We start from the raw sequence: 24,215 nt of genomic DNA on the forward strand, positions 1-24,215 counted from the left end.
CACCGGCGCGCAACCGACGTGCGGAGGGCGTCCCCCCGAATGCGACAGGGCCAGAACGCAAAAGGCGCGGATCGCCCTCCGGCCAAAACATAGCTCCGCGCCCGGGTCACGGGCGTCAGGGGCGTCACGGCCCGGATCGAGGTTACGAGCCCGGCCGGGCGCCGGACGAGCCTTTCGTCTCCGATGGGAAGGGTAGGACAACAGCGGGCGCCGCGCCGTCGACCGACAGCGGGGGTCTGCCCCCTGAGGCCTGCGCAGGCTTCCGTTCCGTCGGGCGGGGTGGCAGAAGGCTCGCCATCAAGGCCTCCATCTGCCGCGACCATGCGGTGAAACCGTGATGCCTTTCCCAGGCCTCCCGGATCGCCATAGGTTGCGCCGAGCCGGCACGGGCATGAGCCTCCGCCAGGGCGACGACGCGAAGGGCATCTTCCGCCGCATCCTCTCCCCCGGTCGCGCCGGTCAGAAAACAGGCATGGGGGTGGTGCCGTGCCACATCGCGGCACCCCGGCAGGTCCGGCAGCGCCACGGGCAATCCCGCTTCGAAAGCCTCCAGCGCCCCGATCGGTTGCCCCTCGTAGCGCGAGGTCAGCAGGTAGCAATCCGCCGCCACCAGCCAGGGGCGCAGGTCCTCCACTGGGCCGTTGAAATCTATCCGGCGCAAGCCGGCACTGCCCAGGATCCGCCGCGCGCGCTGCCGGAAAGCATGGGTCTCCGTCCCCTCTCCGCAGAAGCTCAGACGGTAGCTTCCCGGCAGCGCGGCAAAGATATGTAGCGCTCGGTCGAGGTTCTTCTGGCGCGAGGCCCGACCCGTCACGAGGATGCGGCGCACCGCCCCGGGCCGGTCTGCGGCGGGAGGGGCCGGCAGGGGACCGACGGTGGAACTGTTGGCCAGAACCTCCAGCCGGTGACGACGGATCAGGCCTGCGCCGGTGGCAGCGACATAGCTGTCGCGGGCGGTGGCGGACAGGAAGATCAGGCAGCGCGCCGGGCCGTTGCGCAGCGACAGCCGCTCCAGCCACAGGGCGAGACGGGCCAGAAGCCGGCGGTGACCCGGGCCGAAGGGCAGCCCGTGGTAGGTGATGGCGATGGCAGGCGGCGGCAACGCATGCCCCCGGGCGCCTGGCAGGGCGAAGCGCAGCGCCCAGCCCAGGAGGATCAGGTGCAGCAGCACGACCCCCATGCGTGCATGGGCCCAGACGAGATCCGGCGTTTCCCGCCGGAGCAGCCGCGCCAGCCGGCGCGCGGTCGTCAGCATCTGCCAGGGCCGCAGGCGCGAGGCCAGACCCGGCATTGGAATGTGACGCACCCCCGCGCCGCGCAGGGCGCTGTAGCCGCCCCGGTCAGGTGCCGAGAGGACCACGAAACGGGCCTGGCCGCCGCAGGCTCGCACCAGATGTTCAAGATGCCGGGGCACGCCGGAACGCCCGCCGTCCCCGCCGATCAGCACCACTTTGGGGCGCGCCGCCTGCGCCTCAGACCTTTCCAAGGATCGCCGCCCCCCAGAAGCCGAGATTGCCCTGCCAGTCCTGCCGGTAGAGCCCGGCGCGACGCAGCTGGCGCAGCCGCTCGCCCAGGCCCGACTGGCGGACGCGGCACAAAGTGCGCAGGATCGCGCGGTTTTCCGGCAGCAACAGGTCCTCGCACCGTGTCAACGCATCGATCTGGGCCTGCAGCCGCGCCGCGTAGGCCCCGCGCAGCACCTGCCCCTTGCGCCCGGCCCAGGCCCGCAGCCCCCGCGCCGCGCCGATGGCATTGTCCCCGTGCAGCCGGTAGAGCAGCGCCGGGGCACGATCGGCCAGGCAGAGCGCCCCGGCCCCGCTGAGCAGCTGGTACAGGAACCAGTCGTGCGCATAGATCCCCTGCGCCAGCGGAGCGGCCCGTCGAGCCAGCCGCGCCGCCGCCGGGTTGAGGACCAGCGTGTTGCCAAAGGCCACGTTTTCCACCAGCGCATTGGCGAAGGAGGGGCGCCTGCGCAGCGGGGGCGATGTGCGATAGCGGCCCGCCTCCGGCTGCCAGTCGATGCGGCGGGCAAAGGTGAAGGCCGGCAGGCTGTTCGGCACGCGGCCCAGCACCTCTCGCGCCCGCGCCAGGCGACCGGGCAGCCAGATGTCGTCCTGATCCGCCAGCGCCACGTAGCCCGGCACCTCCGGCAGGTCCGCCAGCAAGGCCATGTAGTTGGCCGCAAAGCCCCGGCCCGGCCCCTCGGTCAGGCGGATCCGATAACCGCTCCCGTCAAGCTGCGCGGCGAACCGCGCGAGCAGCTCCGGCCCCGCGTCGGCGGAGCCATCGTCGCTGACCCGCAACTCCCAGGCATCTAGGCCGCTGGCCAGCAAACTGGTCAGCTGTGGCTCCAGGTGGCGGGCCCCGTTGTAGAGCCCCATCAGGATCAGCATGCGCCGCTCTCCCATGACGGGCCGCCCGACGCGACCCTGACCCGGATCCTTGCCCCGGGCCGGTTAACACGAGGTATGCGCAACCCGACCCGCGACCATACCGGGCGCGGAGCGCAGGGAAACGGTGGCGGTAAACCCTTCTTTCACGGCCGGGAGCGTATGACCGGCTGAGATGCTCCAGAAGGACCTCGCCGTGTCGACCATGACCCTTTCGCTGCGCCTCGGGCGCCGGTTCCTGCAGATCCTGGCCGAGGATGGGCCGTGGGCCGCTCTGGCGCGCACCCGCCTCTGGCTACGCCGCAGGCTCCGGGACGAGCCGCCCAGCGTTGCGCCCGGCAGCGGGCAGGCGTGGCGCGGGGCCGACGACCTGCAGGCGTTCTGGGTGGAAAGCGCCACGCGCGGGGCCTTTCGCCTGGCCACCGCGCCCGTCCTGCAACGACGCCGGAAGGTGGCCCTGATCGGCGACCTGAACCTGCCGCAATGCCGGAAGTACCGGGTGGAACAGCTGGCCGAGGTGATGGCCCTGGCGGGGGCCGAGTACAGCTTCGCTCACTACGAGGACCTGCCGCGCTGCATGGATATCCTGCAGGATACCACGCACCTCTTCCTCTACCGGCTGCGCAGCCACCCGGTGGTCACGCGCCACCTCTACGAAGCCCGCCGCCTGCGCCTGCGGGTGCTCTACGACATCGACGACCCGCTGTTTTCCGTGCCGGCCTATGCGGGCTATCAGAACATGACGGCCCTGCCCCACGACCTGCAGCAGCATTTCCTGGCCGAGGCGCCCTTCTTCGCCGAGGTGATGAACCTGGCGGATGCGGTCAGCGTCTCCACCCCGGCGCTGCGTGCGCACGCGCGGGATTTCACCCCGCGCCCGGTCTTCCTGCGCCGCAACTTCGCCGATCGTGCCACGCTGGAGGCGCGGCCTGCGCAGGTCAGGCGCCCGACCAAGGGGTTTCGCCTGTGCTTTGCCAGCGGATCGCATGGGCATGAGGTGGATTTTGCACTGATCGAAGGGGACGTGGTGCGTTTCCTGCAGGGAGACCCCGGGCGCCGGCTGGTGATCCTGGGTCATTTCGACCCGACCCGCCTGCCATCCGCGCTGCGCGGTCAGGTCGAGCGCCATCCCTTCACCGACTACGCCGGCTACCTCGGCCATCTGGCAAGCTGCGACGCCGCGGTGATGCCGCTGGCCGATGACCTCTTCAACCGCTGCAAGAGCGCCGTGCGTGTGATCGACGCCGCCTCGGTGGGCGTCCCCAGCCTGGTGGGGCAAGTTTCGGACATGGGGGCCATGGTGCGCGACGGCGAGACCGGGCACGTCCTGAGCCCCGAGGCGAATTGGGCCGAGACGCTGGAAGCCATGGCCGCCGCCCCTGAAACCACCGCCCGGATGGGCCAGCGCGCGCGCGGCGACCTGGAAACCCGCTGGGCCGCCGGGTTGGACACGCCGGTGATCGATCCGGAGATGATCCGCTGGGTGATGGCATGAGCGCACCGCATCTTCTGGTCGGCAACATATTCTTCGCCCCCTATACCTACGGCGGCGCCACGATCGTCGCCGAGGAGGTGGCCCGGCACCTGGCCCTGGATCACGGCTGGCAGGTCAGCGCGGTCTCCGCCGTCAGCCGCGCTGACCTGCCAGCCTATGCCCTGCGCAAGGTGCAGACGGGGCCTGTGCCGAACTACCTTATCAACCTGCCCCCCGGGCGCAGCTACGCGGCGCATTACAGCAATCCACAGGTGACCGAGACGGTCAGCCGCCTCCTGCACAGCCTGGCTCCGGACCTGCTGCACCTGCATTGCCTGCAGGAGCTGGGCAGCGGGCTGATCCGCGCCGGGCGGGAGGCCGGAGTGCCGGTCGTCGTTTCCACCCACGACTTCTGGTGGCTCTGCGAGCGACAGTTCATGATCCGTCCCGACGGGCGCTACTGCGGACAGTCCCCGGTGCGCATCGAGGGGTGTCGGGGGTGTGTCGTTGACCATGACCGGGCGCGCACGCGGGCGCGTCACCTCGCCCGCGCCCTGGCGGAGGCGGACCTGGTCACCTACCCGTCCGCCTTCGCCCGCGACCTGTCGCGCGCCTCCGGCCTGGGCGCCCGGGCAGATGCCGTCTGGCAGAACGGTGTCACGCTTCCGGGTCCGGATTTCGCGGACCGCCAGGCGGCACGCCGCGCGCGGGATCCGCGGCTGACCTTCGGCTTCTGCGGCGGCCCGTCGCAGTTGAAAGGCTGGCCGCTGATCCGGGAGGCCTTCGCCCCGCTGACGCGACAGGACTTCCGCGTGTGGCTCGTCGATGGCGCGCTGGAGGGCAGTTGGTGGCAGGATGTGCCGCTCAAGTCGCTGCCAGGGGATTGGCAGGTCCGGCCCCGTTATAGCCAGGGGGACATGGATGCCTTCTGGGCCGAAATCGACGTGCTGCTTTTCCCGTCGCAATGGAAGGAGACCTTCGGCCTGACGGTGCGGGAAGCCCTGGCGCGCGGCGTGCGGGTGATCCAGACGGACAGCGGCGGCACAGTGGAACATGCCGGGCCGGACCGGGATCGCCTGATCCCGGTCGGTGCCGGGGCAGAGGCGCTGCGGCGGGAAATCCTGCATGCCCTCGACCGGGCGGACCGTCACGCCGAGCCGGTACCCGTCACCGGCTTCGCCGCGCAGGCGGAGGCCTTAGTTCGCCTGAGCGCGCCGCTGATCGAACCGCGGGGCGTCTGGCCCGAGGACCTGTCACAGGAAAACGCCCTGCCCCGCGACATGGCCCCGCTTGCACCGATCAGCCCGCGCGCCAGGGAGCTCGTGGAAGAGATTGCGCCAGCACGCCAACGGGCGCACCGCGCCTGAACGGCTGCTCTTAAGGATGTGACGCTCGACACGCCCCCGTCCGTCCAGCGCAGGGAGACCGCTGCAGCAGACCACGACGTCGAACAAGATCACCGCCAACTCCTCTGCCGGGCGGTCGCGCGATCTCGGCATGGGCGCGGATCCGTCGCCCTGGCCAGCGGCAGGTCTACAGGCCCCAGCTTTCAGGCAGAACCAGACCTTCGGCGCGCAGTTCCTCTGCGATGCGGGCCACGTCCCGAGCCACCAGATCAGGGAAGAAGTCAGGCATCGGGAGCGCCGCAGAGGCATTGACCTGCCGGGCGATCAACGCCTCCGGATAGTCGACATGGGACAGGCCCAGGAATGTCTCGATCCGGCGCAGGCTTGCGCGCGGGTCGGCGCGCATCTCCTCGTAGAACAGCGGCAGGAAGCACTCCTCCGGCAGGCCCGCGCGCATCCGGCGCAGGGCGGCGCCGTATTCGGCATTGGACCAGATGAAATCCTGCCGCAGGAAGCGGTCCACCTGCGCCGGGGACCAGGTCGCCAGCCGGTCCAGCTGTCCCGTCACCTGAAGGTGGAATTTCACGTGGCTCCACAGCCGTTTCACCGGGTCGCGCAGGGTATAGATCACCCGCAAACGGCTGCAGTCGGCCCGGATGCGCGGCCAGGCCTCCGCCGGCAGATGCGCGTAGAGGTTGGAGAAATCGCAGGCGTAGCGCTCTCCCCGCGGGCGGGTGAAGAGGTTGCGATACCACAGGTCATCGACGGGCCGCGACAGATAGGCGGCGACCCAGTGCAGGTTCAGCCGCACGCGGTCGGGATTGGCCCGCTCCGGATCGAAGCGGTCCAGGTAGCGGTCCTTCGCCAGGCGCAGGCGGTTGCGGTCCGACAGTTGGCGGCTGTCGACGTAGCGGTGGTAGAAGTAATGCAGCTCCTTCTCGGGGGAGAAATGCAGATCGGGGTGCTGTTCCAGCACCGAGAACAGCCAGGTGGTGCCGGCTTTCATCGCCCCCGCGCTGAGGAAGAGATCCCCGAAAAGAGACGGACGATCCGTTGCGCCCATGGTAATCCTCCTGATCGTCAGATCAGGTCGGTCTAGGGGCGAAACCTGTAGATTCGTTTACCAGGCTCCGGCGTCCGCCCGCCGGCGGGATCAGAAGATGAAGTCGCCCGCGTCCAGGTCCTCGATCGCGACGCCCTGCAACAGGATCTGATCGCCGTTCGCCCCGGCGATCAGCACTGCGCCGCCCACGTCGAAGGCATGGTTGCGGATCAGGTCGTCAAAATCCGTGATGGCCGTGACCTCGGACAGGTCGATCTTCTCGAAGACGTTCAACGCGTCGAAATCGGTGATCGTGTCGTCGCCGAACCCGTCGGCGAAGACGAAGACATCCGCGTTGAAGTTGCCGCTGATCCGATCATCCCCCGCGCCGCTGTCGATCCGGTCGAAGCCCGCGCCACCGGCCAGCTCGTCATCCCCCGATCCACCGTAGAGCGTATCGTTCCCGGCCCCGGCCCAGATCCGATCCCCGCCGGTACCACTGTAGAGCCGGTCATTGCCCTGCTCCCCGAAGAGCGCATCCGGCCCGTCCCCGCCGTAGGCCAGGTCATCTCCCGCGCCGGTGAACAGCCGGTCGAAGCCCGCATCACCATACATCGCGTCATTGCCGATCCCGCCGAAGAGATTGTCGGCCTGGTTGCCCCCATAGAGCAGGTCATCCCCCGACCCGCCCTCCAGGTGGTCGAACCCCCCGTCGCCAAAGAGCACATCCTGCCCGGCATCGCCGTACAGCCGGTCTTCATGGATGCCGCCGCGCAACTGGTCGTCATCCTCGCCCCCATAGAGCCGGTCGTTCTGGTCGCCGCCGATCAACCGGTCGGTGCCGCTGCCGCCATAGAGATTGTCCTGCCCCGCCTCCCCCAGCATCCGGTCGTCACCACCGTCGCCGTAAAGCCGGTCGGCCTGGCCGCCGCCGTTGATGAAATCGCCGCCGCCGCCGCCATAGAGGGTGTCGAACCCCGCATCGCCGGTCAGCAGGTCCATCCCGGTGCCGCCCTCCACCAGATCGTTGCCGTTGCCCGCGTGGATCCGATCATTGCCCGCATCTCCGAAGACCTTGTCGTCCCCGTCCCCGCCGTAAAGCCGATCCGCCGCCGCCAGCCCGCGAATCGTGTCGTCGGCGCCACCTCCATGCAGCAGATCGGCGGCCTCCGACCCTTCGAGGAGCCGGCCCACCTCGCCCGGGACGTAGCTGTCCAGCGACAGGCGCGACAGCAGGTAGAGGGTGTCGGCGCCGAAATCGGACGCCGACAGGGGATCGCCGTCGGCGCTGTGGACCTCGATCACCTCGTCGCCGATGTGAAACTCTCCGCCCCAGTCGCGGCTGACGAACAGAAGGCGAGACGTGTCGCCGTGATGGGTGATCCGGCTGAGGTCCAGCCGGTCGGTGCCGCGCTCGAAATCCGCGATCACGTCGGTTTCCCCGTCCAGCGACAAGGCGAAGACATCGGCGCCGGCATCGCCCTGCAGCGTGTCGCGCCCCGTCCCGTCGACCAGGATGTCATCCCCCGCCCCGCCGCGCAGCAGGTCATGGCCCGCCCCCCCGGTCAGCGCATCGTCCAGCGCACCGCCCTGCAGGGTGTCGTTGCCCGCCCCGCCTGCGCGGGCCTCTCCCGCCGACGACAGGTCGACCTCGGTCCGGGTGATGCCGGCCTCACCCTCGCCCGCGGCGAAAATGGTCAGCACGTTGCCGGAGACCGCGGCGGCGATGGCGCCCACGTTGGCCAGGCTGAGGTCGGTGCGATCCGCGATGGTGCAGTGATGGAACAGCTCGCCATTGGGCAGCAGCTCGAACAGGGTCACCCCGTCGTCGGCGCCGCCCACCAGCACGTAGGCCCGGCCGCCCACCTCGACCGTTTCCAGCGTGGTGATGCTCTGGAACCGGGTCGACAGATCGTCGATCACATGGTCCGTCGGCGTCACGCTGCCATCCGCACCCAGGCGCATCACGGTGAGGGAGCTGGACCCGGCAGAGGCCACCACGAGCCAGCGTTCACCGCCCGCGGTGACATCGGCCACAGCCGTCGGCGCGTCGATCCAGATGCCATTGCCGGCGCCGATGTCGGCGGTACGGGTCAGCCCGCCATCGGCCTCCACCCGGTAGACAGTGATGGCATCCGCCGTGGCATAGGTTGCCACGACGAACTCGGTCCCGCCCGCCGAGGTCATCAACAGGTCGCTTTCGGCATGCCCCACCCCGGGACCGCCGCGCGCCACGTCGGTCACCTCGGCCCGGCCGGTGGTCAGGTCCAGCCGCACCAGCCCGCCGCCCGACAGGGCGCCATAGCCCCAGGCGCCGCCGGCGCCGTCGCTGCGCACCTCCAGCTCAGTCAGTTGACCGAGGGACAGGCCGTCACTGGCAAAATCCGTGCCCCAGGTCAGGGTGCCGTTCTCCTGCCGCTGCCAGGTCTCAATCGCCTCCCCCGACAGGCCGATCGCGGCGGCCAGGGTCTTGCCGCCGACCTCCATCAGTTCCAGCTCCGGCACGGTCAGTTGCAGACGATTTTCACCGATTTCATCCGTTTCCAGCAGACGCGCCCCGCTGTCGGTCAGGGCATAGCTGGCGATCCCCCCACCGGCCCGCGTGAGGGAATAGAGCATCGTGCCCTGGCTGGTCTCATCCACCAGGAGATCGGTGATCCCCCAGTCGAAGGCGCCCCCGGCACCGGGCAGCAAGCTGCTGTTCTGAAAGTGCAAAGTTCCCATCGTTCACCCCGACTGGGGCGCCGGAGGATCTGTCCCGCCCGCGGCCCGCTCTGTCTCACGAAGGAGAATGCAGGACCAGAACGCGAACGTGAGGCCGCCGACGCGGCGAAATCTGGGCGCTTTGTCTGCCTTCACCTCAAATGCGGTGGAAAGTTCCGGAAACCTTAACCAAGCCGCTAAAGGGCTGCCTATCTCGGCCTGTGGGATTAACCGCCGCGTTTACCAGGCTGGTCCTATCCCAGGGGAAACGCCCCGGAGATCGGAGACCCCCATGCCCCTCACCGCCCCGTCGATCCAGCCGCAGCCTGCCCCGCCCCTGGCCCCGAAGGATACCGGGCCCGACCACATCGGCCTCGAGGGCAGCAGCCCCGCCGCGCCGGGCGCCCCGCTGGTCCCGCCGCAGCCGATGCCGGACGGCGCGAACCCGCTTTACGGCGCGCAGTGGCACTTCCGCCTGATCGGCGACATCGAGGAAGTCTGGGACGACTATACCGGCGTCGGGGTGACCGTCGCGATCTATGACGACGGGGTCGAGGCCGGACACCCGGACCTGGCCGCGAATTACGATGACGGGGCCGAACTGAACCTGGTGGACGCCAGCCCCAACAGCAGCAGCGACGGACACGGCACCGCGGTGGCCGGCCTGATCGGTGCGGCCGACAACGCGGTCGGCGGGGTGGGCGTGGCCCATGGCGCGACCCTGGTCGGGGTGGACTACCTCAACGATGCCTTCCAGCTCGGCTACACGGACTACCTGGCGGTGCTGGAACAGGCCGCCCGATACGACGTGATCAACAACTCCTGGGGCAGCATGCCAGCCTTCCGGGAATACACCGACATCGGCGAACCGACGCAGCAGGCGGGGCGCGAGCGCGACGCCATCGAAACCGCGGTGGTCGAGGGGCGCGGCGGGCTTGGCACGATCTTCCTCAAGGCCGCGGGCAACTATGCCCACGACAGCGGGTCCGAAGCCGCGGGGGTCTACGGCAATGCCCACGGCGACGGGCTGAACAACCTGCATGAGATCATCACCGTCGGCGCAACGAGCTCGTCTGGGTTCGTCGCCTCCTATTCCAACTGGGGCCACAGCCTGCTGATCTCCGCCCCGGCGGCGGCAGTGACCACCGACCGCAGCGGCGGCGCGGGCTATAGCGGGACCGAGTATACCTCCGGCTTCGGCGGGACCTCGGCCGCCACGCCGGTGACCGCCGGCGTCACCGCCCTGATGCTGGAGGCCAATCCCGAGCTCCACTGGCGCGACGTGCAGTCCATCCTTGCCGCCTCAGCGGCGCAGACCGGCTCCACCTACGGCTCCGGCGCCAGCGGGTATGAACGCGACGCCTGGGGGGCCAACGGGGCCACCACCTGGAACGGCGGCGGCATGAGCTATGCCAGCAGCTATGGCTACGGCATGGTCGATGCCCATGCGGCGGTCCGCATGGCCGAGGTCTGGAGCCGGATGCAGCCCGATACCGCCGCGACGCTGACGGCGCGCACCCTGCAAAGCAGTGGCACGGCCGCCATCCGGGACCACGCGACAAGCACGATCCGCCTCGACGCCGGGGCCGACACGATGCGCATCGACCATGTCTACGTGACCATCGACTACGAGCATTCCTGGGAGTCCGACCTGACCTTCTCGCTGGTCTCCGCCAGCGGATACGTGGTCCCTCTGAAGCAGCTGGAGGGCGGCAGCAGCTACGACGGCGACTGGACCTTCGGTGTCGCCTCGCTGCGCGGCATGACGGACGGGGGCAGCTGGTCGCTGCGGGTGACCGACACGGCCACCGGCGATGAAGGGCGGGTGAACAGCGTCAGGCTGGAGTTCGAGGGACAGACCCTGGATGCCGACGACATCTATACCTTCACCGACGACTTTCGCGCGCTGCGAGATGAGGAAGCCGGCCGCGCCCAGGTGGTCGAGAGCAACGGCGGCACCGACTGGATCAACGCCGCCGCCCTGACCGGCCACGCCCAGATCAGCCTGCAGAACAGCAGCGCCACCCTGCGGGTCAACGGGGCGCCATGGACTGAATTCGACGGCCGGATCGAACATATGGCCGCCGGCGACGGCCACGACACCCTGGCGGGCAATGACGCCGACAACCAGATCCTGGCCGGGCGCGGCAACGACATCCTGCAGGGTGGCAGCGGCGACGACACGCTGGAAGGCGGCGCCGGTGAGGACAGCCTCAGCGGCAGCTACGGTGACGACGTGGCCCATGGCGACGGCGGGGACGACCTGATCACTGCCGACGCGGGGTTCGACACGATCTATGGCGGCACCGGGGCCGACCTGCTGAATGGCGGCAGCAATGCCGACGAGTTGCATGGCGACAGCGGTGACGACAGGCTGATCGGCGAACTGGGCCTGGATCACCTCTATGGCGGGGCCGGCAATGACCTGCTTTATGCCAACGCCGAGAACGACCTGCTCTATGGCGGCGCCGGCGCGGACACGCTGAATGGCGGCACGCAGGAGGATCGGCTTTACGGCGGCATCGACAATGACCGGCTGCATGGCGAGGGCGGTTTCGACCGGCTTGAGGGGCAGAGCGGCGACGACTGGCTGGACGGGGGCCGGCAGGCCGACAACCTCTTCGGCGGCACCGGGGTCGATACGCTCTACGGCGCGCAGGGCCTTGACCGGCTGTTCGGCGGCGAGGATCGGGATCGCCTCTATGGGGGAAGTGGCGACGACGGGCTGTTCGGCGGCGATGGCGACGACATCATGGGCGGCCAGGACGGCGACGACCGGCTGTTCGGCGGGCGGGGCAAGGATCTGTTGTCTGGCGGGGCCGGCAACGACACCCTCTACGGCAACGCCGATTTCGACACCCTGCTCGATTCCTCGGGCGACGATGTCTACTACGGCGGCTTCAATGCCGACACGTTCTATTTCACCTCATTCGCCGGGCAGGACACGATCGCCGATTTCGATGCGCTGAACGACCTGGAAGAGATCGTGTTCCAGCCCGGGACCAGCCCGATCACCGACTACGACGACCTGAGGGCCAACCACATGGAGGATCTCGGCGGGTCGGTTCGGATCCATAACGGAGGGGGCAATACGATCCTGCTTGCGGGGGTGAACTTCGCAGATCTGGATGAGGCGGATTTCGCCTTCTACTGATCCGCCTCGCCGGTCTGCGGGACGGAAGCGGCGGACGCATCGCCCGTCACGGGCGCGGCGGCCAGGGTCAGCACAACCGCCGCCGACCCCGGCGCGGCCTGCGCCCCGGGCATCGGCTGACCGCGCAGCTCGTAAAGCGATGATCGGGCGGCCCGCCCGGCCCCGGACAGGGGGCCCCACCCGCGCAGCGCCACCCCTTGACGCAGGACCTCCGCGGCGACCCCGTCCGGAGACAGCCCGCCGACCCGCAGCGCCAGCCGCGACAGGGGCCAGCCCGCCACGTCTTCGGTCGCGCCGATCGCGGCACGGAACAGCCGGCTGGCCCGGAGGATCCGGCGCTCTGCATCCACCGCCACCGCCGCCACCTGCATGAACTCCAGCACCTCCTCCATGTCCTGGCTCAACCCCGCCAGCAGCGCGACCTTGCCCGCGCTTTGCATCGGCACCACGCTCAGACCGTGATCCGTGCGTGGCGGCGCCTCGGGACCGTCGGCCGCGCTTCGGGTCGGGCGCACGGTCACAGCGACCGGCGCCGGCGCGAAGGGGGTTGGGGAGAGATCGGCGCCGCTGACCTGCAACCGTCCCAGAACGAAGTCCAGGGTCCTGTCACTGGTCGACAACGCGCGCTCCGGCAGCGCCGCCACGGCCCCCGGGGGCCTCCGGTCGGTGCCGCCCAAAAGGGATGTACCCTCCGTCTCGGGGCGGGTGACCTCCTCACGCCCTGACAGCCTCACCAGGATCAGCCCGGGCGCGGACAGCCCGGCCCCGAGCCAATCCATGCGCAAGATCAGCTCATGGGTTTCGCCCTCGGCCAGGCGCAGGCTCACCCTCTGTTCCAGCGGGGGGGCGGGCGCCTCGCGCAGCTTTTCCATGCCCGCCCGGATCTCCCGGGCGAGATCCGGTTGCACCACCTGCGAGAGGGGATGCCGCCCGGAGCGGCCCAGGGAATCGACATAGGCACCGGCATTGCCGAACCAGGCCACGACCTCGCCATCGTCGGGGCGCAGCATGATCGAGGAGGGGGCGTAGCGCCGCATCAGCGCCTCGTAGGAGTGCAGCAGGCGCGTGTCCCTATCCGCGGCCTCGGTCCAGTTCGCCGCGGCGGAGGGAACCGGGTCCGCAGGGCCCTCCCCCGTCTCGGCAGACGCGGCGGCCGCGCCCCGCGCGTCGCCGGGCCGCACCTGGAACAACCCCGTCCCTCCTTCGATCGGCATGAAGGCCGAGCTCTGCGCGCCCGGGGCCTCCTCGGGGTCCAGCATCAGCCGGCCGCCGGGCCGCAGCCCGAAGAGGAACATGGACAGGACGCGCGCCTGCGCCTCGTCCCGGAACGCGCCCAGCAGGTTGCGGCAGGAGATCAGGTCCAGATTCAGGAAGGGCGGATCGCTCAACACGTCGTGGACGGAGAAGATCACGTGTTCGCGCAGCTGCGGGTCGATCAGGACCCCGGCGCCACGACGGTGGAAGTAGGCGCGCCGCATCCGAGCCGGGACGGATTTCACCGCCTCGGTCGGAAAGATACCGGCAGAGGCTTTCTCGATCGCGGCGGGTTGCACGTCGGTGGCGATCACCCGGTACCGCCGCCGGATCCCGGCGGCGCGCAGGGCATCGCACACCTCCATGGCGATGCTGTAGGCCTCTTCGCCGGTGCCGCAGCCGGGCACCCAGATCCGCAACGCCTCCTCCGGGCGGCTCTGTGCGACCAAGGGGTCGATCACCTGCCGCCGCAAAGCCCGGAACGCCCGGGCATCGCCATGGAAGCGGCCCCGGCGTGTCGTCATCAACTCGGCAAACAGCGCCTGGATCATGCCCGAATCCCGTTGCAACATCGCTGCGAAGGCCTCGGGCGTGTCGATGCCCCTGTGCCGGCGCGCCCGGTTGATGCGGTCGCGCAGCGGGGCCTGTCGGTAGGCCGAAAGATCCACGCCCATCCGGCTGCTGACCAGGTCGAGTATGGCATCCTTTGCCTCTGACGGCTGCGTCGGCGCCGAGCGGCGCCGTTCCGCCAGAAGGGCGGCAAGCGCGTCGGGGAGATCGCCGGCGGGCCGCGTGGCCACGACGGCCCCGGCCTCGATGGCTGCGGCGGGCATGGCAGGAAAGAGGGCCTCGGCAGGGTCCTGCGCCAGGACCGGATGGCCCGCCGCCCGCAGGGCGCGCCCCCCTCGGGCGCCGTCCTCCCCCGCCCCAGACAGGGTCACCCCGGCCACCGCGCCGGCCGCGCGGGAGCACAGAGACGCCATGGCCGTATCTATCAAGGGGAAGCCCGACAACTGGTCCTCGGTCAGCGCCGCGACGCGAAACCGGCCGTCGCGCCATTCGACCCGCGTACCGGGCCGGTTGATCAGGATCGTGCCGGGAACGGGGCGTTCGCCGTCTTCCAACGGCCGGACCGGCCAGGAGGTGCGCCGCGCCAGCGCATCAGCCCAGGCGCCCCCACCGTCGCCCGACAGATCGCCAGACTGGCGCCGGAGCACGACGCAGCACCAGCCGGACCCTGACGGCACGGCGCCGATGAAACGTTCGAGGGGATCCACCCCGCCTGCCGCGGCACCAATCACGATTACCGGCACGTCGCCGTATCGCCTCTGGCCATCGGACCGATTCATACCAAGGGCACCAATTTCACCTTTACCGGGCAAGTGTCGCGCGCGTCAGGATGAAATGCAACCTTTGCGGGTACCTGCACTGCTTTTGTCCTTCGGATCAGAGGGTTCACGGTCGTCCGCTTGCGCCGCCGTACCCGCCCCTGCCGGCCTGCCCAGCTCCGCCGATCTGGACCTGTCCGCCCGTGGTGTTGCGCGTCGCAGCAGTTCCGCCGGCTCCATCGGGTAGCCCAGGCCATAGCCCTGACCCAGATCGCACCCCATGTCGCGCAGGACCGCCGCCTGCGCCGGCCCCTCGACCCCCTCGGCGACGACGCGAAAGCCCAACTCCTGCGACAGCTGCAGGATCGAGGCGACGATGGCGCGATCCCGACGGCTGGTGCCGATCCCCCCGACGAAGGACCGGTCTATCTTGACCATGTCCACGGGCCAGGTCTGCAGGTGAGACAACGTGCCGTAACCGGTGCCGTAGTCATCCAGGGCGATCTCGGCCCCGCGCCGGCGCAACTCGGTCAGCGAGCGGAACACCTGCCCGCTGCCTTCATCCAGCACTACGGTTTCTTGCACCTCGATCACCAGTTCGGACCAGCCGACCCCGGTGTCCGCCAGCATCATCTGCAGGTCGAAGACGAACTCCCGGTCCATCAGGTCGAAATAGGTCAGGTTCAGCGACAGCTTCACCCCCGGCGCCAGCCCCGGCCGGGCCTCGGCGAAGACCGCCAGGGATTCGCGCGCCATGTGGCGGGTGAGGTCCGAGGCGAACTGTGGGTCGGTGAAGATCGAGGGAAAGGCCTCCGGCGCCATCAGGCCGTGGCGCGGGTTGTTCCAGCGGCACAGCACCTCGAGCACCTGCACCGCGCCCGTCCCCAGGTCGACCATGGGCTGGAAATAGGGCACCACCTCGCCCGCGCGGCAGGCATCGCGAAAGGTCTTTGCCAGCTCGGCGTGGTCATAGCGTGCACCGATCCCCGCGTCATAGAGCGTTGCCGCCCCGTGGCCGACGGACTTGGAGGCATAGAGGGCCAGGTCGGCCCGGTTGTAGAGCCATTCGTAATCGGCCGCGTCGCGGGGGAACTGCGCGGCGCCGATGCTGACCCGACCCAGGCCCGGCTTGTCCAGCGGGGCGGTGACCCGCAGGATCGCATTGGTGAAGGCATCGAGACGCCGCCGCAGCGCCGCCAGCTCCTCCGGCTGGTCCAGCGGCAGGACCACGCCGAACTCATCCCCGCCCAGGCGACCGACGACCGCTCCCTCCGGCGCGCAGTCGCGCACCGCCCCGGCCACGGTGCGCAAACAGAGGTCCCCGAACTGGTGGCCGTAGCGATCATTGATCGCCTTGAACCGGTCGATGTCGAACAGAACGAGGAGAGCGGGCCGCGCGGAATCCTGCAGCAGGGCGCGGCTGTAGCTCTCGAAAGCCTTGATATTGGTCAGCCCGGTCAGCGGGTCGCATTCGCTGGCGCGCTGCAGGGCCTGCATCTCGGTGTGGACAGCTGCCAGGCGCTGACGCAACTCCAGATCGCGCAGCCGGTCATTCAAAAGCGTCTCGACCGTGGCGCCCAGCAGGTCGAGCCCGCGGCTGATCCGGTCCCGCGCGGCGGCATCGAGGGGGCGGCCGCGGGCCGAGCCGAGGCAAAGCGCCAGGACGCCGGCGCAGGCGCCGGTCCGCAGGAACAGCGCGCGCGCCATGGCCGGGTCCCCCGGACCGACGGTGCGATCGGTGATCAGTGGTTCGGAGATCGCCGGCGGCTGCGCCTCCGCCCCGGCTCCGTTTCCAGCACCGGCGAAGCCCTGCAGGCATTCGGTGGCCAAGGGCAACAGGGCATCGACGCCCGCGTCGTCCCCGATCATGCAATCGCCGAGCCCCAGTTGGGCCGCCCGATCCGGCGTCAACGACAGGATGACCGCGGAGGCGCCGGTCAGCTGTTCCGTCAGGCGCGCCACATCGCGCAGCGCCCGCGCCGCCGGTCGCGCTCCGTCATCCTCCGCTGGGTCGCTGAACAGCCTACGCCAGGGCATCGCGCCGCCCTCTCCGCTCACAGGCCCATGCCCTGGGGTCGCACCGGGACGGCCCGGCGCATCGCGTCTCCGTGGCGACGCGATGCGCGGCCGGATACGCGACCGGCCCTTCGGCCCCGGGGCCGACTCCTCCCTGTGACTGTCCCATCCGATCCTGTCCCGGCTCCGGCAAGGAGCGTCTTGTCCCGTCTGAGCAGGGCCACCACCTCGGCCCCTCGCTCATGCCTTTGCACCGCCGCGCCCGCCGAACGCGCGCCAGGCGGAGAATGCCCACCGAAAGAGGATCGAAAGAAAGTGTTAAGATGTCGTTAACCAATGACCTGAGGTCACGAGGCCCGCAAGGGACCACCGGCCCCATGGCGCCCCTACGTAGGTCCAGCGCGGGGTACCGCGAACAGCAGCGCGGAGCCCTTAACGGCAGATGCTTCGGTACGCGCCGGCAGCGTTGGCCGGAAACAACGGGAGGCGCCGGAGACATACGACAAGCGCTGATACAAGCGGCGCAATCGCATCTAGATCATGTTCGACAATCTCAAGGACTGGCGGCGGGTGGCCACGCGATACGACAGGCGCCCCGAGGTCGTCCTCTCGGCCAACGCTCTCGCCGCTGATGTCATCCACCGGCTATGTGTCCTGAGCCTAAACCATTTCTTCGCAAACCCGCCGAGCCACCAACATGTGTGGCATTCACCTAAGTGCGAGTTGCACGCCACAGCCGATGAGCGACTATCGCACCATGTTGAGCTCGGAGCGCGGAGATGTTGACGCAAGAATGCTCTACCAGTTGGTGAGGGAACTTCACGAGACGCGAGGGCAAATCGTGCATGCTGCACGTCCGCCGAAGTTGGCGCCGGTAGATTTGACTGCACGACTTGCGCGACGTGCATTTATGCACGCGTTCGACGATGGTAAAATCCCCGACGCGGAGAGGGTTGCCGAAGCGTGGTCGGCACGTATCAACTACTGACGACAGTATAGCAGCGGTCATCGACCGTGGAAAAGCTGCGGCAACTCCGTCCGCGTGCGAACTTCGGTCCCGCCGAGGCTCGAAACCTCAGCAGCCGACTTTTTCGAATTGGCGCGCTTCAGCATTGTGAACCGGTGCCGAAGGTCGACCGTGGGCCGAGGCCTCGGGCAGGAGGAAGCCGCAGGGAGCGTGCAGTTTGTCAGCCTTGGCGGTTTAGCCGTGACATCCGGGGTGACGGTCAACTGGCCAGTTGCCTGCAGACAAAGTCGGCGCGTGATGCGATGTCGGTGCACGGCAGCTCCGTGATCTTGTATCCGAGAGCGGTGTAGGTCTCCCGCATGACGGCGCAGGTCGCTTCGGCCTCGGCGCGGGTCTGCTTGCGTTCGGTGTCCTGTGTGAAGATCTCATCCCAGTAGGGGGTAAGGAAGACGCGGGCGTTGTAGCGGGCTGCCTTGGCTGCTGCAGCGACGTGGGGCGGCACGGGGAGGCGGCAGAGGGTCAGGTAGCCCATGATGTCGGGAATGCCGCGGTCGAAGATCACGGGGCCTGAGAGGGCCTGTGCGTCCTCGTAGGCGCGCAGGTCTCGCTCCAGCATCCGTTCGGCATAGGCCATGCGGTCCGCCCAGGGGAGGGCGTCGCCGCCGTGCGCCATCTCCTCGCGGATGATCGCGCGGCCGGATTCGGGGATCGTGTGAAGGCCACGGCGGGCGAGCTCGGTGATCAGGCTGGTCTTGCCCGAACCGGGGCCGCCCGTCACGACAAAGAAATGGTCGCTCATGGGCCATCCTCAGGTTTGACAGGGGAAGGGCTGCGCAGCGATCGACGCTCCGAAAGGCGCGGATCAAAGCAGCATGGATTTTCGTAGGGAAAACAGCACCGGTCTGCGTGGAAGAGGCAAAACCTCTGACGAGAAAGGCAGAACTATCTGGTGCTTTTCAATAGGGGAATGGTGGAGCCTAGGGGGATCGAACCCCTGACCTCTTGCATGCCATGCAAGCGCTCTCCCAGCTGAGCTAAGGCCCCGTTCCGCAAGGCCGTTTCGACCTTGTGCGGCGCTATCTATGGGAAGGCCGGGGCGGGATCAAGCGAAAAATCGCGCCACGGGGAGGAATTTCTGAAGGGGATCCTCCGCCCCCTGTTTGCCCCGCCAGGCCACCGGCCCGACGGGCGCTGGATCAGCTTTCGTCGTCGTCGCCGGGGACGTCGGCCAGCTCGTCGAGCGAGACGTTGTCGTCATCGTCATCGTCGTCCAGCAGATCATCGTCCAGTTCGACATCGACATCATCCTCTTCGATGACATCGCCGTCCGACGTGTTCTCGCGCGAGGCGGCTTTCTTCGACGAGGCGGCATCGGCGGCATCGGCGGCGATCATGCGGCTCTTGCCAGTCTCGACCTCGACGATCTCGCCGGTGTAGGGGCTGACGATCGGGTTCTGGTTCAGGTCATAGAACCGCTTGCCGGTGGTCGGGCAGACGCGCTTCGTGCCCCATTCTTCCTTGGGCATTTCTGGTTCCTTCTTGGCTGACATCACTTGTCCAGGATCTGCGCCACCTGCCATAACGGTCCCGATCTATCAAGACCTTTCGACCGCCACGCGGACGCAACACACTCCGAGGAGCCATATGGGCCAGCATATGCTGCCGGGCAACCCCCCGATCCCCCTGATTCTCCGCCGCTCCGCCCGGGCGCGCCGGATTTCGCTGCGTGTCTCCTCTTTGGACGGACGCGTGACCCTGACCCTGCCGGCCCGCGTGGCCGAGGACGAGGCACTGGCCTTCGCCGCCGAGAAGGAGGCCTGGCTGCGCCGCAACCTGTCGCGCCATGCCGCGCCGGAGGTGATCGACCTGGGCACCCGCCTGCCGGTCGAAGGGGTGCCGCGGCTGATCTGCATGGGCAGCACGCGGCGCGTGCGCCTCGACGGCGACCGGCTGGAGGTGCCCGATCACCGCGTCGGTACACGGCTGGCCGCCTGGGTGCGGGAGCTGGCGCGCGACCGGCTGACCGAGGCCTGCGACCGCCACGCCCGCGCCCTGGGTCGCCCCTACAACCGCCTGACCCTGCGCGACACGCGCTCCCGCTGGGGCAGCTGCACCGCCGACGGCGCGCTGATGTTTTCCTGGCGTCTGGTGATGGCCCCGCCCCGCATTCTCGACTACGTCGCCGCCCATGAGGTCGCGCACCTCGAAGAGATGAACCATTCCAGTGCCTTCTGGGATGTGGTGACGCGTCTTTACGGCGATCACCGTCCCGCGCGCCGCTGGCTGAAGAGCGAGGGCACGGTGCTGCACCGCTACCGGTTCGACGGCTGACGGTCGGAGCGGGGGCGGTCGGCGCTTGACGGCGGGTGCGACTGTGATCACATAGCGTCCATGCTGATCCAGACGCGCCCCGATCCCTCTCCCTCGGCCCATGACCGCGTCTACCGCGGGCTGCGCAGCCGCATCATGCATGGGGAGATCCCGCCAGGCCAGGCCCTGACGCTGCGGGGCATCGGCAAGGACTTCGGCGTGTCGATGACGCCGGCGCGCGAAGCCGTGCGGCGCCTGGTGGCCGAGGGGGCGCTGCAGCTGTCGTCGTCTGGCCGTGTCTCCACCCCGGACCTGTCCAACGAGCGGATCGAAGAGCTGGCGGCCCTGCGCGCGCTGATCGAGGTCGAGCTGGCCTCCCGCGCCCTGCCGCGGGCCCATATGGCGCTGATCGACCGGCTGCAGACGATCAACGGCACCATCGCCGACGCCGTGCGCGCCCACGACCCCGTGGGCTATATCCGCACCAACCTGGAATTTCACCGCACACTTTATCTGCGCGCCCAGGCGCCCGCGATGCTGGCGATGACGGAAACGGTCTGGCTGCAACTGGGGCCGACCATGTGCAAGCTCTACGGGCGGATGCGGCGCAGCGAGGCGCCCCATTTCCACCGTCACATCATCGCCGCGCTGAAGGCCGGAGATGAACCCGGGCTGCGCCTGGCGGTGCGCTCGGACGTGACCCAGGGTCTGCGGATGCTGACGACCTGAGTCTGCTGACCATCTGGCTCAGCCCCCCCGGGTCACTGCACCCAGATCGCCCTGAAATCATTGACATTCGTACCCGTAGGACCGGGGGCAAAGATACTGCCGGCTGCCTCGAAGGCGGTGAAGGCATCATTGCCCGCCAGGGCGGCGGCAGGATCGACGCCGGCGGCGCGCATGGCCGCGGCGGTCTCCCCGTCGGCAAAGGCGCCCGCGTTGTCCTCGGACCCGTCGATGCCGTCGGTGTCGGCGGCCAGGGCCAGGATGCCCTCCTGGCCATCGATCTCCATCGCAAGCGACAGCAGGAACTCGGTGTTACGCCCGCCGCGTCCCTTGTGGCGCAGGGTCACCGTCGTCTCGCCCCCCGACAGGATCAGCACCGGGGCGCGGAAGGGCCGGTCCTTCAGACGCACCTCGCGGGCGATGGCGGCCTGGACGCGGGCCACCTCGCGGGCCTCACCCTCCATCGCGTCCGACAGGATCACGGCGGGCAGGCCGCGCGCCTCGGCCAGGGCCGCGGCGGCCTCCAGCGACCGGGCGGCGGAGGCGATCACCCGGACGTCGTTGCGGGCGAAGAAGGGGGTGTCCGGATCCGGCGCATCCTCCGGCGCGTCGCGCAGGAAATCGAGGATGCGCTGCGGGATCGGGATGTCATGTGCGGCGATGGCTGCCATGGCCTCGGCGCGTCCCTTGCGGCAGGGCACCGTCGGGCCGGAGGCCACCTGCGCCGGGTCATCCCCCGGCACGTCCGACACGATCAGCGACACCACCCGCGCAGGCGCGGCGGCGGCGGCCAGGCGCCCGCCCTTCACCGCCGAGACCTGCTTGCGGATGGCGTTCATCGCCGAAATCGGCGCGCCCGACGACAGCAACGCGGTGTTCAGCGCCTGTTCATCCTCCAGGCTCAGACCCTCGGGCGGCGCGGCCAGCAGGGCGGAGCCGCCGCCGGTGATCAGCGCCACCACCAGGTCATCTTCGGTCAGCCCCGACAGCAGGTCGAGGATGCGCGCCGTGGCGGCCTCGCCTGCCGCGTCGGGGACGGGGTGCGCGGCCTCCAGCACCTCCAGGTGGCGACAGGGGGCGGCATAGCCGTAGCGGGTCACGACGAGGCCCTCGGGGGTGGGGTTGCCGGCCTTTTCCCAGGCCTCTTCAAAGGCCTGCGCCAGCTGCGCGGCCCCCTTGCCGGCCCCGATCACCACCGTGCGGCCGCGCGGCGCCTCGGGCAGTTGCCCCTCCAGCGCGCGGGCCGGGTCCGCCGCCGCCACGGCGGCACGGAAGAGGCTGGCGAGGAAGGCGCGGTCGTCGGGGGTCATCGAGGTCTCCGGGTCACGAAAGATCAGCTTAGCAGCCCGCCCAAGAAGGACCAGCCCCGAAGGTGGCACCGGCGGCCCACTGTGGCGGCCCTGCTGATCCGCGCAGCGACAGGCGACCGACAGAAGGCTGCAGACCGCGCCCGACCCCAACCTTCTCTTTGCCGGAAATATCCCGGGGCGAGGCGCGCCGCAGGCGTGGCGGGGGCAGAGCCCCCTCCCCCTCAGGCACAGCGGCGCGACAGGGCGGCAGCGCCCGGCGCAGCGGGCTGGCGCGCCCAGACCCGGCCCTCGCGGCGAAACATCGCAGAGGCCTCGGGGGCGAAGACCGCCTGGGCCCCCTGACCACGCGCCCCCCAGGTGGTCACCCGCAGGGCGCCCGTTTCTTCCCAGTCGAGCAGGTTGAAGGTGTTGTCGTCCCCCCTCGTGCGCGACGACAGACCCGTGCCCGCCTGCACGAACAGCAGCCCCGGCGCGGCGCGGAAGGGCGCGGAGGACGCCCTGTGCAGGTGGCCCGACAGCACCACGTCGGCGCCGCAATCGGACAGCTGCGCCAGGGCGGCCCGCGCCCCGCGCATCAGCCGCTTGTCCACCTTCGGCCCATGTTCCAGAGGATGGTGCACCACCACGACCGAAAGATCCGCCGGATGCTCCGCCAGGCGCCGCGCCACACGGTCGCGCGCCCGCGAAGAGAACTTCCCCTGCTGCCAGGCCAGCGGGTTCACCGTGTTCACCCCCACCACCGTCAGCTTGCCGTCCGAGAAGACCGGCTCGGTGTCCTCGTCAACGTAGCGGCGGTAGCGGCGGAAGGGGGCCAGAAGACGCTCGAAGGGGCGGTCCAGCGGCGTGTCGTGGTTGCCCGGCACCGAGAGCACCGGGGCGGGCAGCTTCGCCAAGAAGTCTTGCGCACGGCGGAACTGGACGTGGCGGGCCCGCTGGGTAAAGTCGCCCGAGACCACGACAAGGTCCGGCCGGTTGCGGGCAATGGCGGCCAGCAGCGGCGCCTCCAGATCCGGGCGGGCGCGGCCGAAATGCAGGTCGGACAGATGCAGAATGCGTTTCATCGGCGGTCTTTCATCGTGTTCACGTCCCATGGGGCAACGCCGCGGACAGGGTCGCCCTAGCTGGCCTCAACGGGCGCCTAAGTGCCACTCTCGGGGCCGGGTTCAGAGCTGGCGTCGGTGTCCTTCGGCGGCAGAAGGATGGTCAGCTTCTGGTCGGTCATGGCGAAATCGAAGGGGCTGGTATCACGCCGCTTCTCCCCGTCGAAGGCCAGCAGCGGGCGGCGGCGCGCGGTTTCGACCCGCACGCTTTCCGCCTCCACCAGGTCGTAGTCACGCCCCTGCTGCATGCTGCGCGTCACCAGCCGCCAGGCCAGGCGGAACAGCGCCGCGCGGCTTTTTCCGCGCCCGATCAGCAGGGCCAGGTGATCGCGCTGGATCGCGTCGCAGCCGGCGAGGTTGAACCGCTGCAACTGGTAGGCCGAACGCGCCACGAAGAGCAGCGGTGTGCGATACTCCTTCCGCTCGCCGTCTGCCAGCGTCAGGGTCAGATGCATCGGCCGCTGGAAGCGCCAGAAGGTGCGCACCACCGACCAATGGGCCATCAAACGACGGCGCCCGAAGCGACGGTAGACGTCTTCGCGTTCCTTCAGGATCGACGGGTAGATCCCCAGGGAGGCGTTGTTCAGGAAGACCTGGTCGTTGACCTCGCCCACGCGGATCGGCCGGCGTTCGGCCTCCAGCAGGGTGCGGGCGGCCTCCTCCGGCGCCTCCGACAGGCCCAGGCCGCGGGCGAAGTAGTTGAAGGTGCCGAGCGGCAGCACCGACATCGCAGCGTCGCGCCCGACCATGGCATCCGCCAGGGCCATCGCGGTGCCGTCACCGCCGGCGGCTACCACCGTACGGGCGCCATCGGCGATCTCCTCGTCGAGGATCGCGTTCAGCGCATCGGTATCGCCGGGCGACCAGTGGCGCAGGCGGGCGCCCGCGTCCTCCAGCACCGCCATGGCGCGGCGGATGGCGTCGCCGTCGCGGGCGTTGGTGCCCGAGGCCTCGTTGGCGATCACCAGGAAGGGGCCATTCCGCCGCGCCTCACCAGCCCGCTCGGGGGTGTCCGGGGCCTCTGCCCGGTCGGGATCTATTGCCATTGCCTGAGCCAAGCTCTGCCCTCCGGGCCTGATGTCGCTGGGGACTGTC

General features: G+C 69.4%; 16 protein-coding genes, 1 tRNA gene and 1 pseudogene. 6 read left to right on the forward strand and 12 right to left on the reverse strand.

The window, feature by feature from the left end:
• Positions 1-142: 142 nt before the first annotated feature.
• Both CVM50_RS17900 and CVM50_RS17905 read right to left on the reverse strand, forming a co-directional pair.
• Positions 143-1,486 carry a glycosyltransferase family 4 protein gene (locus CVM50_RS17900; protein WP_085888736.1) on the reverse strand — a complete coding sequence of 448 codons (1,344 nt, stop codon included), beginning with the start codon at positions 1,484-1,486 and terminating at the stop codon, positions 143-145.
• On the reverse strand, positions 1,473-2,393 hold the full coding sequence (locus CVM50_RS17905) for a glycosyltransferase (RefSeq protein WP_159457061.1): 921 nt from the start codon (positions 2,391-2,393) through the stop codon (positions 1,473-1,475). The genes CVM50_RS17900 and CVM50_RS17905 overlap by 14 nt, the downstream gene beginning before the upstream one ends.
• A 193-nt stretch (positions 2,394-2,586) precedes the next feature.
• Here CVM50_RS17905 and CVM50_RS17910 point away from each other — a divergent pair, with 193 nt between their 5' ends.
• Positions 2,587-3,885: a glycosyltransferase family protein gene (locus CVM50_RS17910; protein ID WP_232618294.1), complete on the forward strand. Its 1,299-nt coding sequence runs from the start codon at positions 2,587-2,589 to the stop codon at positions 3,883-3,885.
• Positions 3,882-5,231 carry a glycosyltransferase gene (locus tag CVM50_RS17915; RefSeq protein WP_085888739.1) on the forward strand — a complete coding sequence of 450 codons (1,350 nt, stop codon included), beginning with the start codon at positions 3,882-3,884 and terminating at the stop codon, positions 5,229-5,231. The genes CVM50_RS17910 and CVM50_RS17915 overlap by 4 nt, the downstream gene beginning before the upstream one ends.
• A gap of 166 nt (positions 5,232-5,397) precedes the next feature.
• On the opposite strand, the gene CVM50_RS17920 is transcribed toward CVM50_RS17915, so the two are convergent.
• Both CVM50_RS17920 and CVM50_RS22190 read right to left on the reverse strand, forming a co-directional pair.
• The gene (locus CVM50_RS17920) at positions 5,398-6,273 is read right to left on the reverse strand and encodes a sulfotransferase family protein (RefSeq protein ID WP_085888740.1); all 876 of its coding nucleotides are present in this window, start codon (positions 6,271-6,273) and stop codon (positions 5,398-5,400) included.
• A gap of 90 nt (positions 6,274-6,363) precedes the next feature.
• Positions 6,364-8,946: a M10 family metallopeptidase C-terminal domain-containing protein gene (locus tag CVM50_RS22190; protein WP_143515621.1), complete on the reverse strand. Its 2,583-nt coding sequence runs from the start codon at positions 8,944-8,946 to the stop codon at positions 6,364-6,366.
• Positions 8,947-9,247: 301 nt separating this feature from the next.
• On the opposite strand from CVM50_RS22190, the gene CVM50_RS17930 reads away from it, so the two are divergent.
• Positions 9,248-12,109, forward strand: coding sequence for a S8 family serine peptidase (locus CVM50_RS17930; protein WP_159457062.1), 2,862 nt, complete (start codon positions 9,248-9,250; stop codon positions 12,107-12,109).
• Here the strand turns inward: CVM50_RS17930 and CVM50_RS17935 are convergent.
• Entirely contained in the window at positions 12,103-14,712 is a 2,610-nt protein-coding gene (locus tag CVM50_RS17935; RefSeq protein WP_085888743.1) for a CheR family methyltransferase, read from the reverse strand. The two genes, CVM50_RS17930 and CVM50_RS17935, sit on opposite strands and share 7 nt — an antisense overlap.
• Before the next feature lie 45 nt (positions 14,713-14,757).
• A complete protein-coding gene (locus tag CVM50_RS17940) occupies positions 14,758-16,728 on the reverse strand; it encodes a putative bifunctional diguanylate cyclase/phosphodiesterase (RefSeq protein ID WP_100148542.1) in 1,971 nt (656 codons plus the stop codon).
• Positions 16,729-17,175: 447 nt separating this feature from the next.
• Between CVM50_RS17940 and CVM50_RS17945 the strand changes: the two are divergent.
• Positions 17,176-17,346: pseudogene (locus CVM50_RS17945) on the forward strand (IS5/IS1182 family transposase); the annotation flags it as partial.
• Between the two features lie 587 nt (positions 17,347-17,933).
• Here CVM50_RS17945 and CVM50_RS17950 read toward each other — a convergent pair.
• The 3 genes from CVM50_RS17950 to CVM50_RS17960 form a co-directional block, all read right to left on the reverse strand.
• Positions 17,934-18,473 (reverse strand): AAA family ATPase, encoded by a 540-nt coding sequence (locus CVM50_RS17950; RefSeq protein WP_085888745.1) that lies wholly within the window; start codon positions 18,471-18,473, stop codon positions 17,934-17,936.
• 169 nt (positions 18,474-18,642) lie between these two features.
• Positions 18,643-18,718: transfer RNA gene (locus CVM50_RS17955), tRNA-Ala, on the reverse strand.
• A gap of 152 nt (positions 18,719-18,870) precedes the next feature.
• Complete coding sequence (locus tag CVM50_RS17960) at positions 18,871-19,200, reverse strand: TIGR02300 family protein (RefSeq protein WP_085888746.1); 330 nt, start codon at positions 19,198-19,200, stop codon at positions 18,871-18,873.
• A gap of 118 nt (positions 19,201-19,318) precedes the next feature.
• Between CVM50_RS17960 and CVM50_RS17965 the strand changes: the two genes are divergently transcribed.
• Positions 19,319-20,005 carry a M48 family metallopeptidase gene (locus CVM50_RS17965; protein ID WP_085888747.1) on the forward strand — a complete coding sequence of 229 codons (687 nt, stop codon included), beginning with the start codon at positions 19,319-19,321 and terminating at the stop codon, positions 20,003-20,005.
• Between the two features lie 60 nt (positions 20,006-20,065).
• Positions 20,066-20,713: a GntR family transcriptional regulator gene (locus tag CVM50_RS17970; RefSeq protein WP_085888748.1), complete on the forward strand. Its 648-nt coding sequence runs from the start codon at positions 20,066-20,068 to the stop codon at positions 20,711-20,713.
• A gap of 32 nt (positions 20,714-20,745) precedes the next feature.
• Here CVM50_RS17970 and CVM50_RS17975 read toward each other — a convergent pair whose 3' ends face one another.
• The 3 genes from CVM50_RS17975 to CVM50_RS17985 all read right to left on the reverse strand — a co-directional run bounded on the left by CVM50_RS17975 (position 20,746) and on the right by CVM50_RS17985 (position 24,166).
• Positions 20,746-22,020 carry a glycerate kinase type-2 family protein gene (locus CVM50_RS17975; protein ID WP_085888749.1) on the reverse strand — a complete coding sequence of 425 codons (1,275 nt, stop codon included), beginning with the start codon at positions 22,018-22,020 and terminating at the stop codon, positions 20,746-20,748.
• Between the two features lie 221 nt (positions 22,021-22,241).
• Positions 22,242-23,081, reverse strand: a complete 840-nt coding sequence (locus CVM50_RS17980) for a metallophosphoesterase family protein (RefSeq protein WP_085888750.1) — start codon at positions 23,079-23,081, stop codon at positions 22,242-22,244.
• 77 nt (positions 23,082-23,158) lie between these two features.
• On the reverse strand, positions 23,159-24,166 hold the full coding sequence (locus tag CVM50_RS17985; protein WP_085888751.1) for a diacylglycerol/lipid kinase family protein: 1,008 nt from the start codon (positions 24,164-24,166) through the stop codon (positions 23,159-23,161).
• Between the last annotated feature and the right edge of the window lie 49 nt (positions 24,167-24,215).

Origin of the sequence: Pseudooceanicola marinus, assembly GCF_002786295.1 — a bacterium.
GTDB lineage: Bacteria > Pseudomonadota > Alphaproteobacteria > Rhodobacterales > Rhodobacteraceae > Pseudooceanicola > Pseudooceanicola marinus.

Bases quoted from the DNA above. Each gene is read 5' to 3' on its own strand.
- CVM50_RS17950 (WP_085888745.1), bottom strand. From the start codon at position 18,473: ATGAGCGACCATTTCTTTGTCGTGACGGGCGGCCCCGGTTCGGGCAAG.
- CVM50_RS17940 (WP_100148542.1), bottom strand. From the start codon at position 16,728: ATGCCCTGGCGTAGGCTGTTCAGCGACCCAGCGGAGGATGACGGAGCG.
- CVM50_RS17905 (WP_159457061.1), bottom strand. From the start codon at position 2,393: ATGCTGATCCTGATGGGGCTCTACAACGGGGCCCGCCACCTGGAGCCA.
- CVM50_RS17975 (WP_085888749.1), bottom strand. From the start codon at position 22,020: ATGACCCCCGACGACCGCGCCTTCCTCGCCAGCCTCTTCCGTGCCGCC.
- CVM50_RS17935 (WP_085888743.1), bottom strand. From the start codon at position 14,712: ATGAATCGGTCCGATGGCCAGAGGCGATACGGCGACGTGCCGGTAATC.
- CVM50_RS17980 (WP_085888750.1), bottom strand. From the start codon at position 23,081: ATGAAACGCATTCTGCATCTGTCCGACCTGCATTTCGGCCGCGCCCGC.
- CVM50_RS17985 (WP_085888751.1), bottom strand. From the start codon at position 24,166: ATGGCAATAGATCCCGACCGGGCAGAGGCCCCGGACACCCCCGAGCGG.
- CVM50_RS17915 (WP_085888739.1), top strand. From the start codon at position 3,882: ATGAGCGCACCGCATCTTCTGGTCGGCAACATATTCTTCGCCCCCTAT.
- CVM50_RS17920 (WP_085888740.1), bottom strand. From the start codon at position 6,273: ATGGGCGCAACGGATCGTCCGTCTCTTTTCGGGGATCTCTTCCTCAGC.
- CVM50_RS17970 (WP_085888748.1), top strand. From the start codon at position 20,066: ATGCTGATCCAGACGCGCCCCGATCCCTCTCCCTCGGCCCATGACCGC.
- CVM50_RS17930 (WP_159457062.1), top strand. From the start codon at position 9,248: ATGCCCCTCACCGCCCCGTCGATCCAGCCGCAGCCTGCCCCGCCCCTG.
- CVM50_RS17965 (WP_085888747.1), top strand. From the start codon at position 19,319: ATGGGCCAGCATATGCTGCCGGGCAACCCCCCGATCCCCCTGATTCTC.
- CVM50_RS17960 (WP_085888746.1), bottom strand. From the start codon at position 19,200: ATGCCCAAGGAAGAATGGGGCACGAAGCGCGTCTGCCCGACCACCGGC.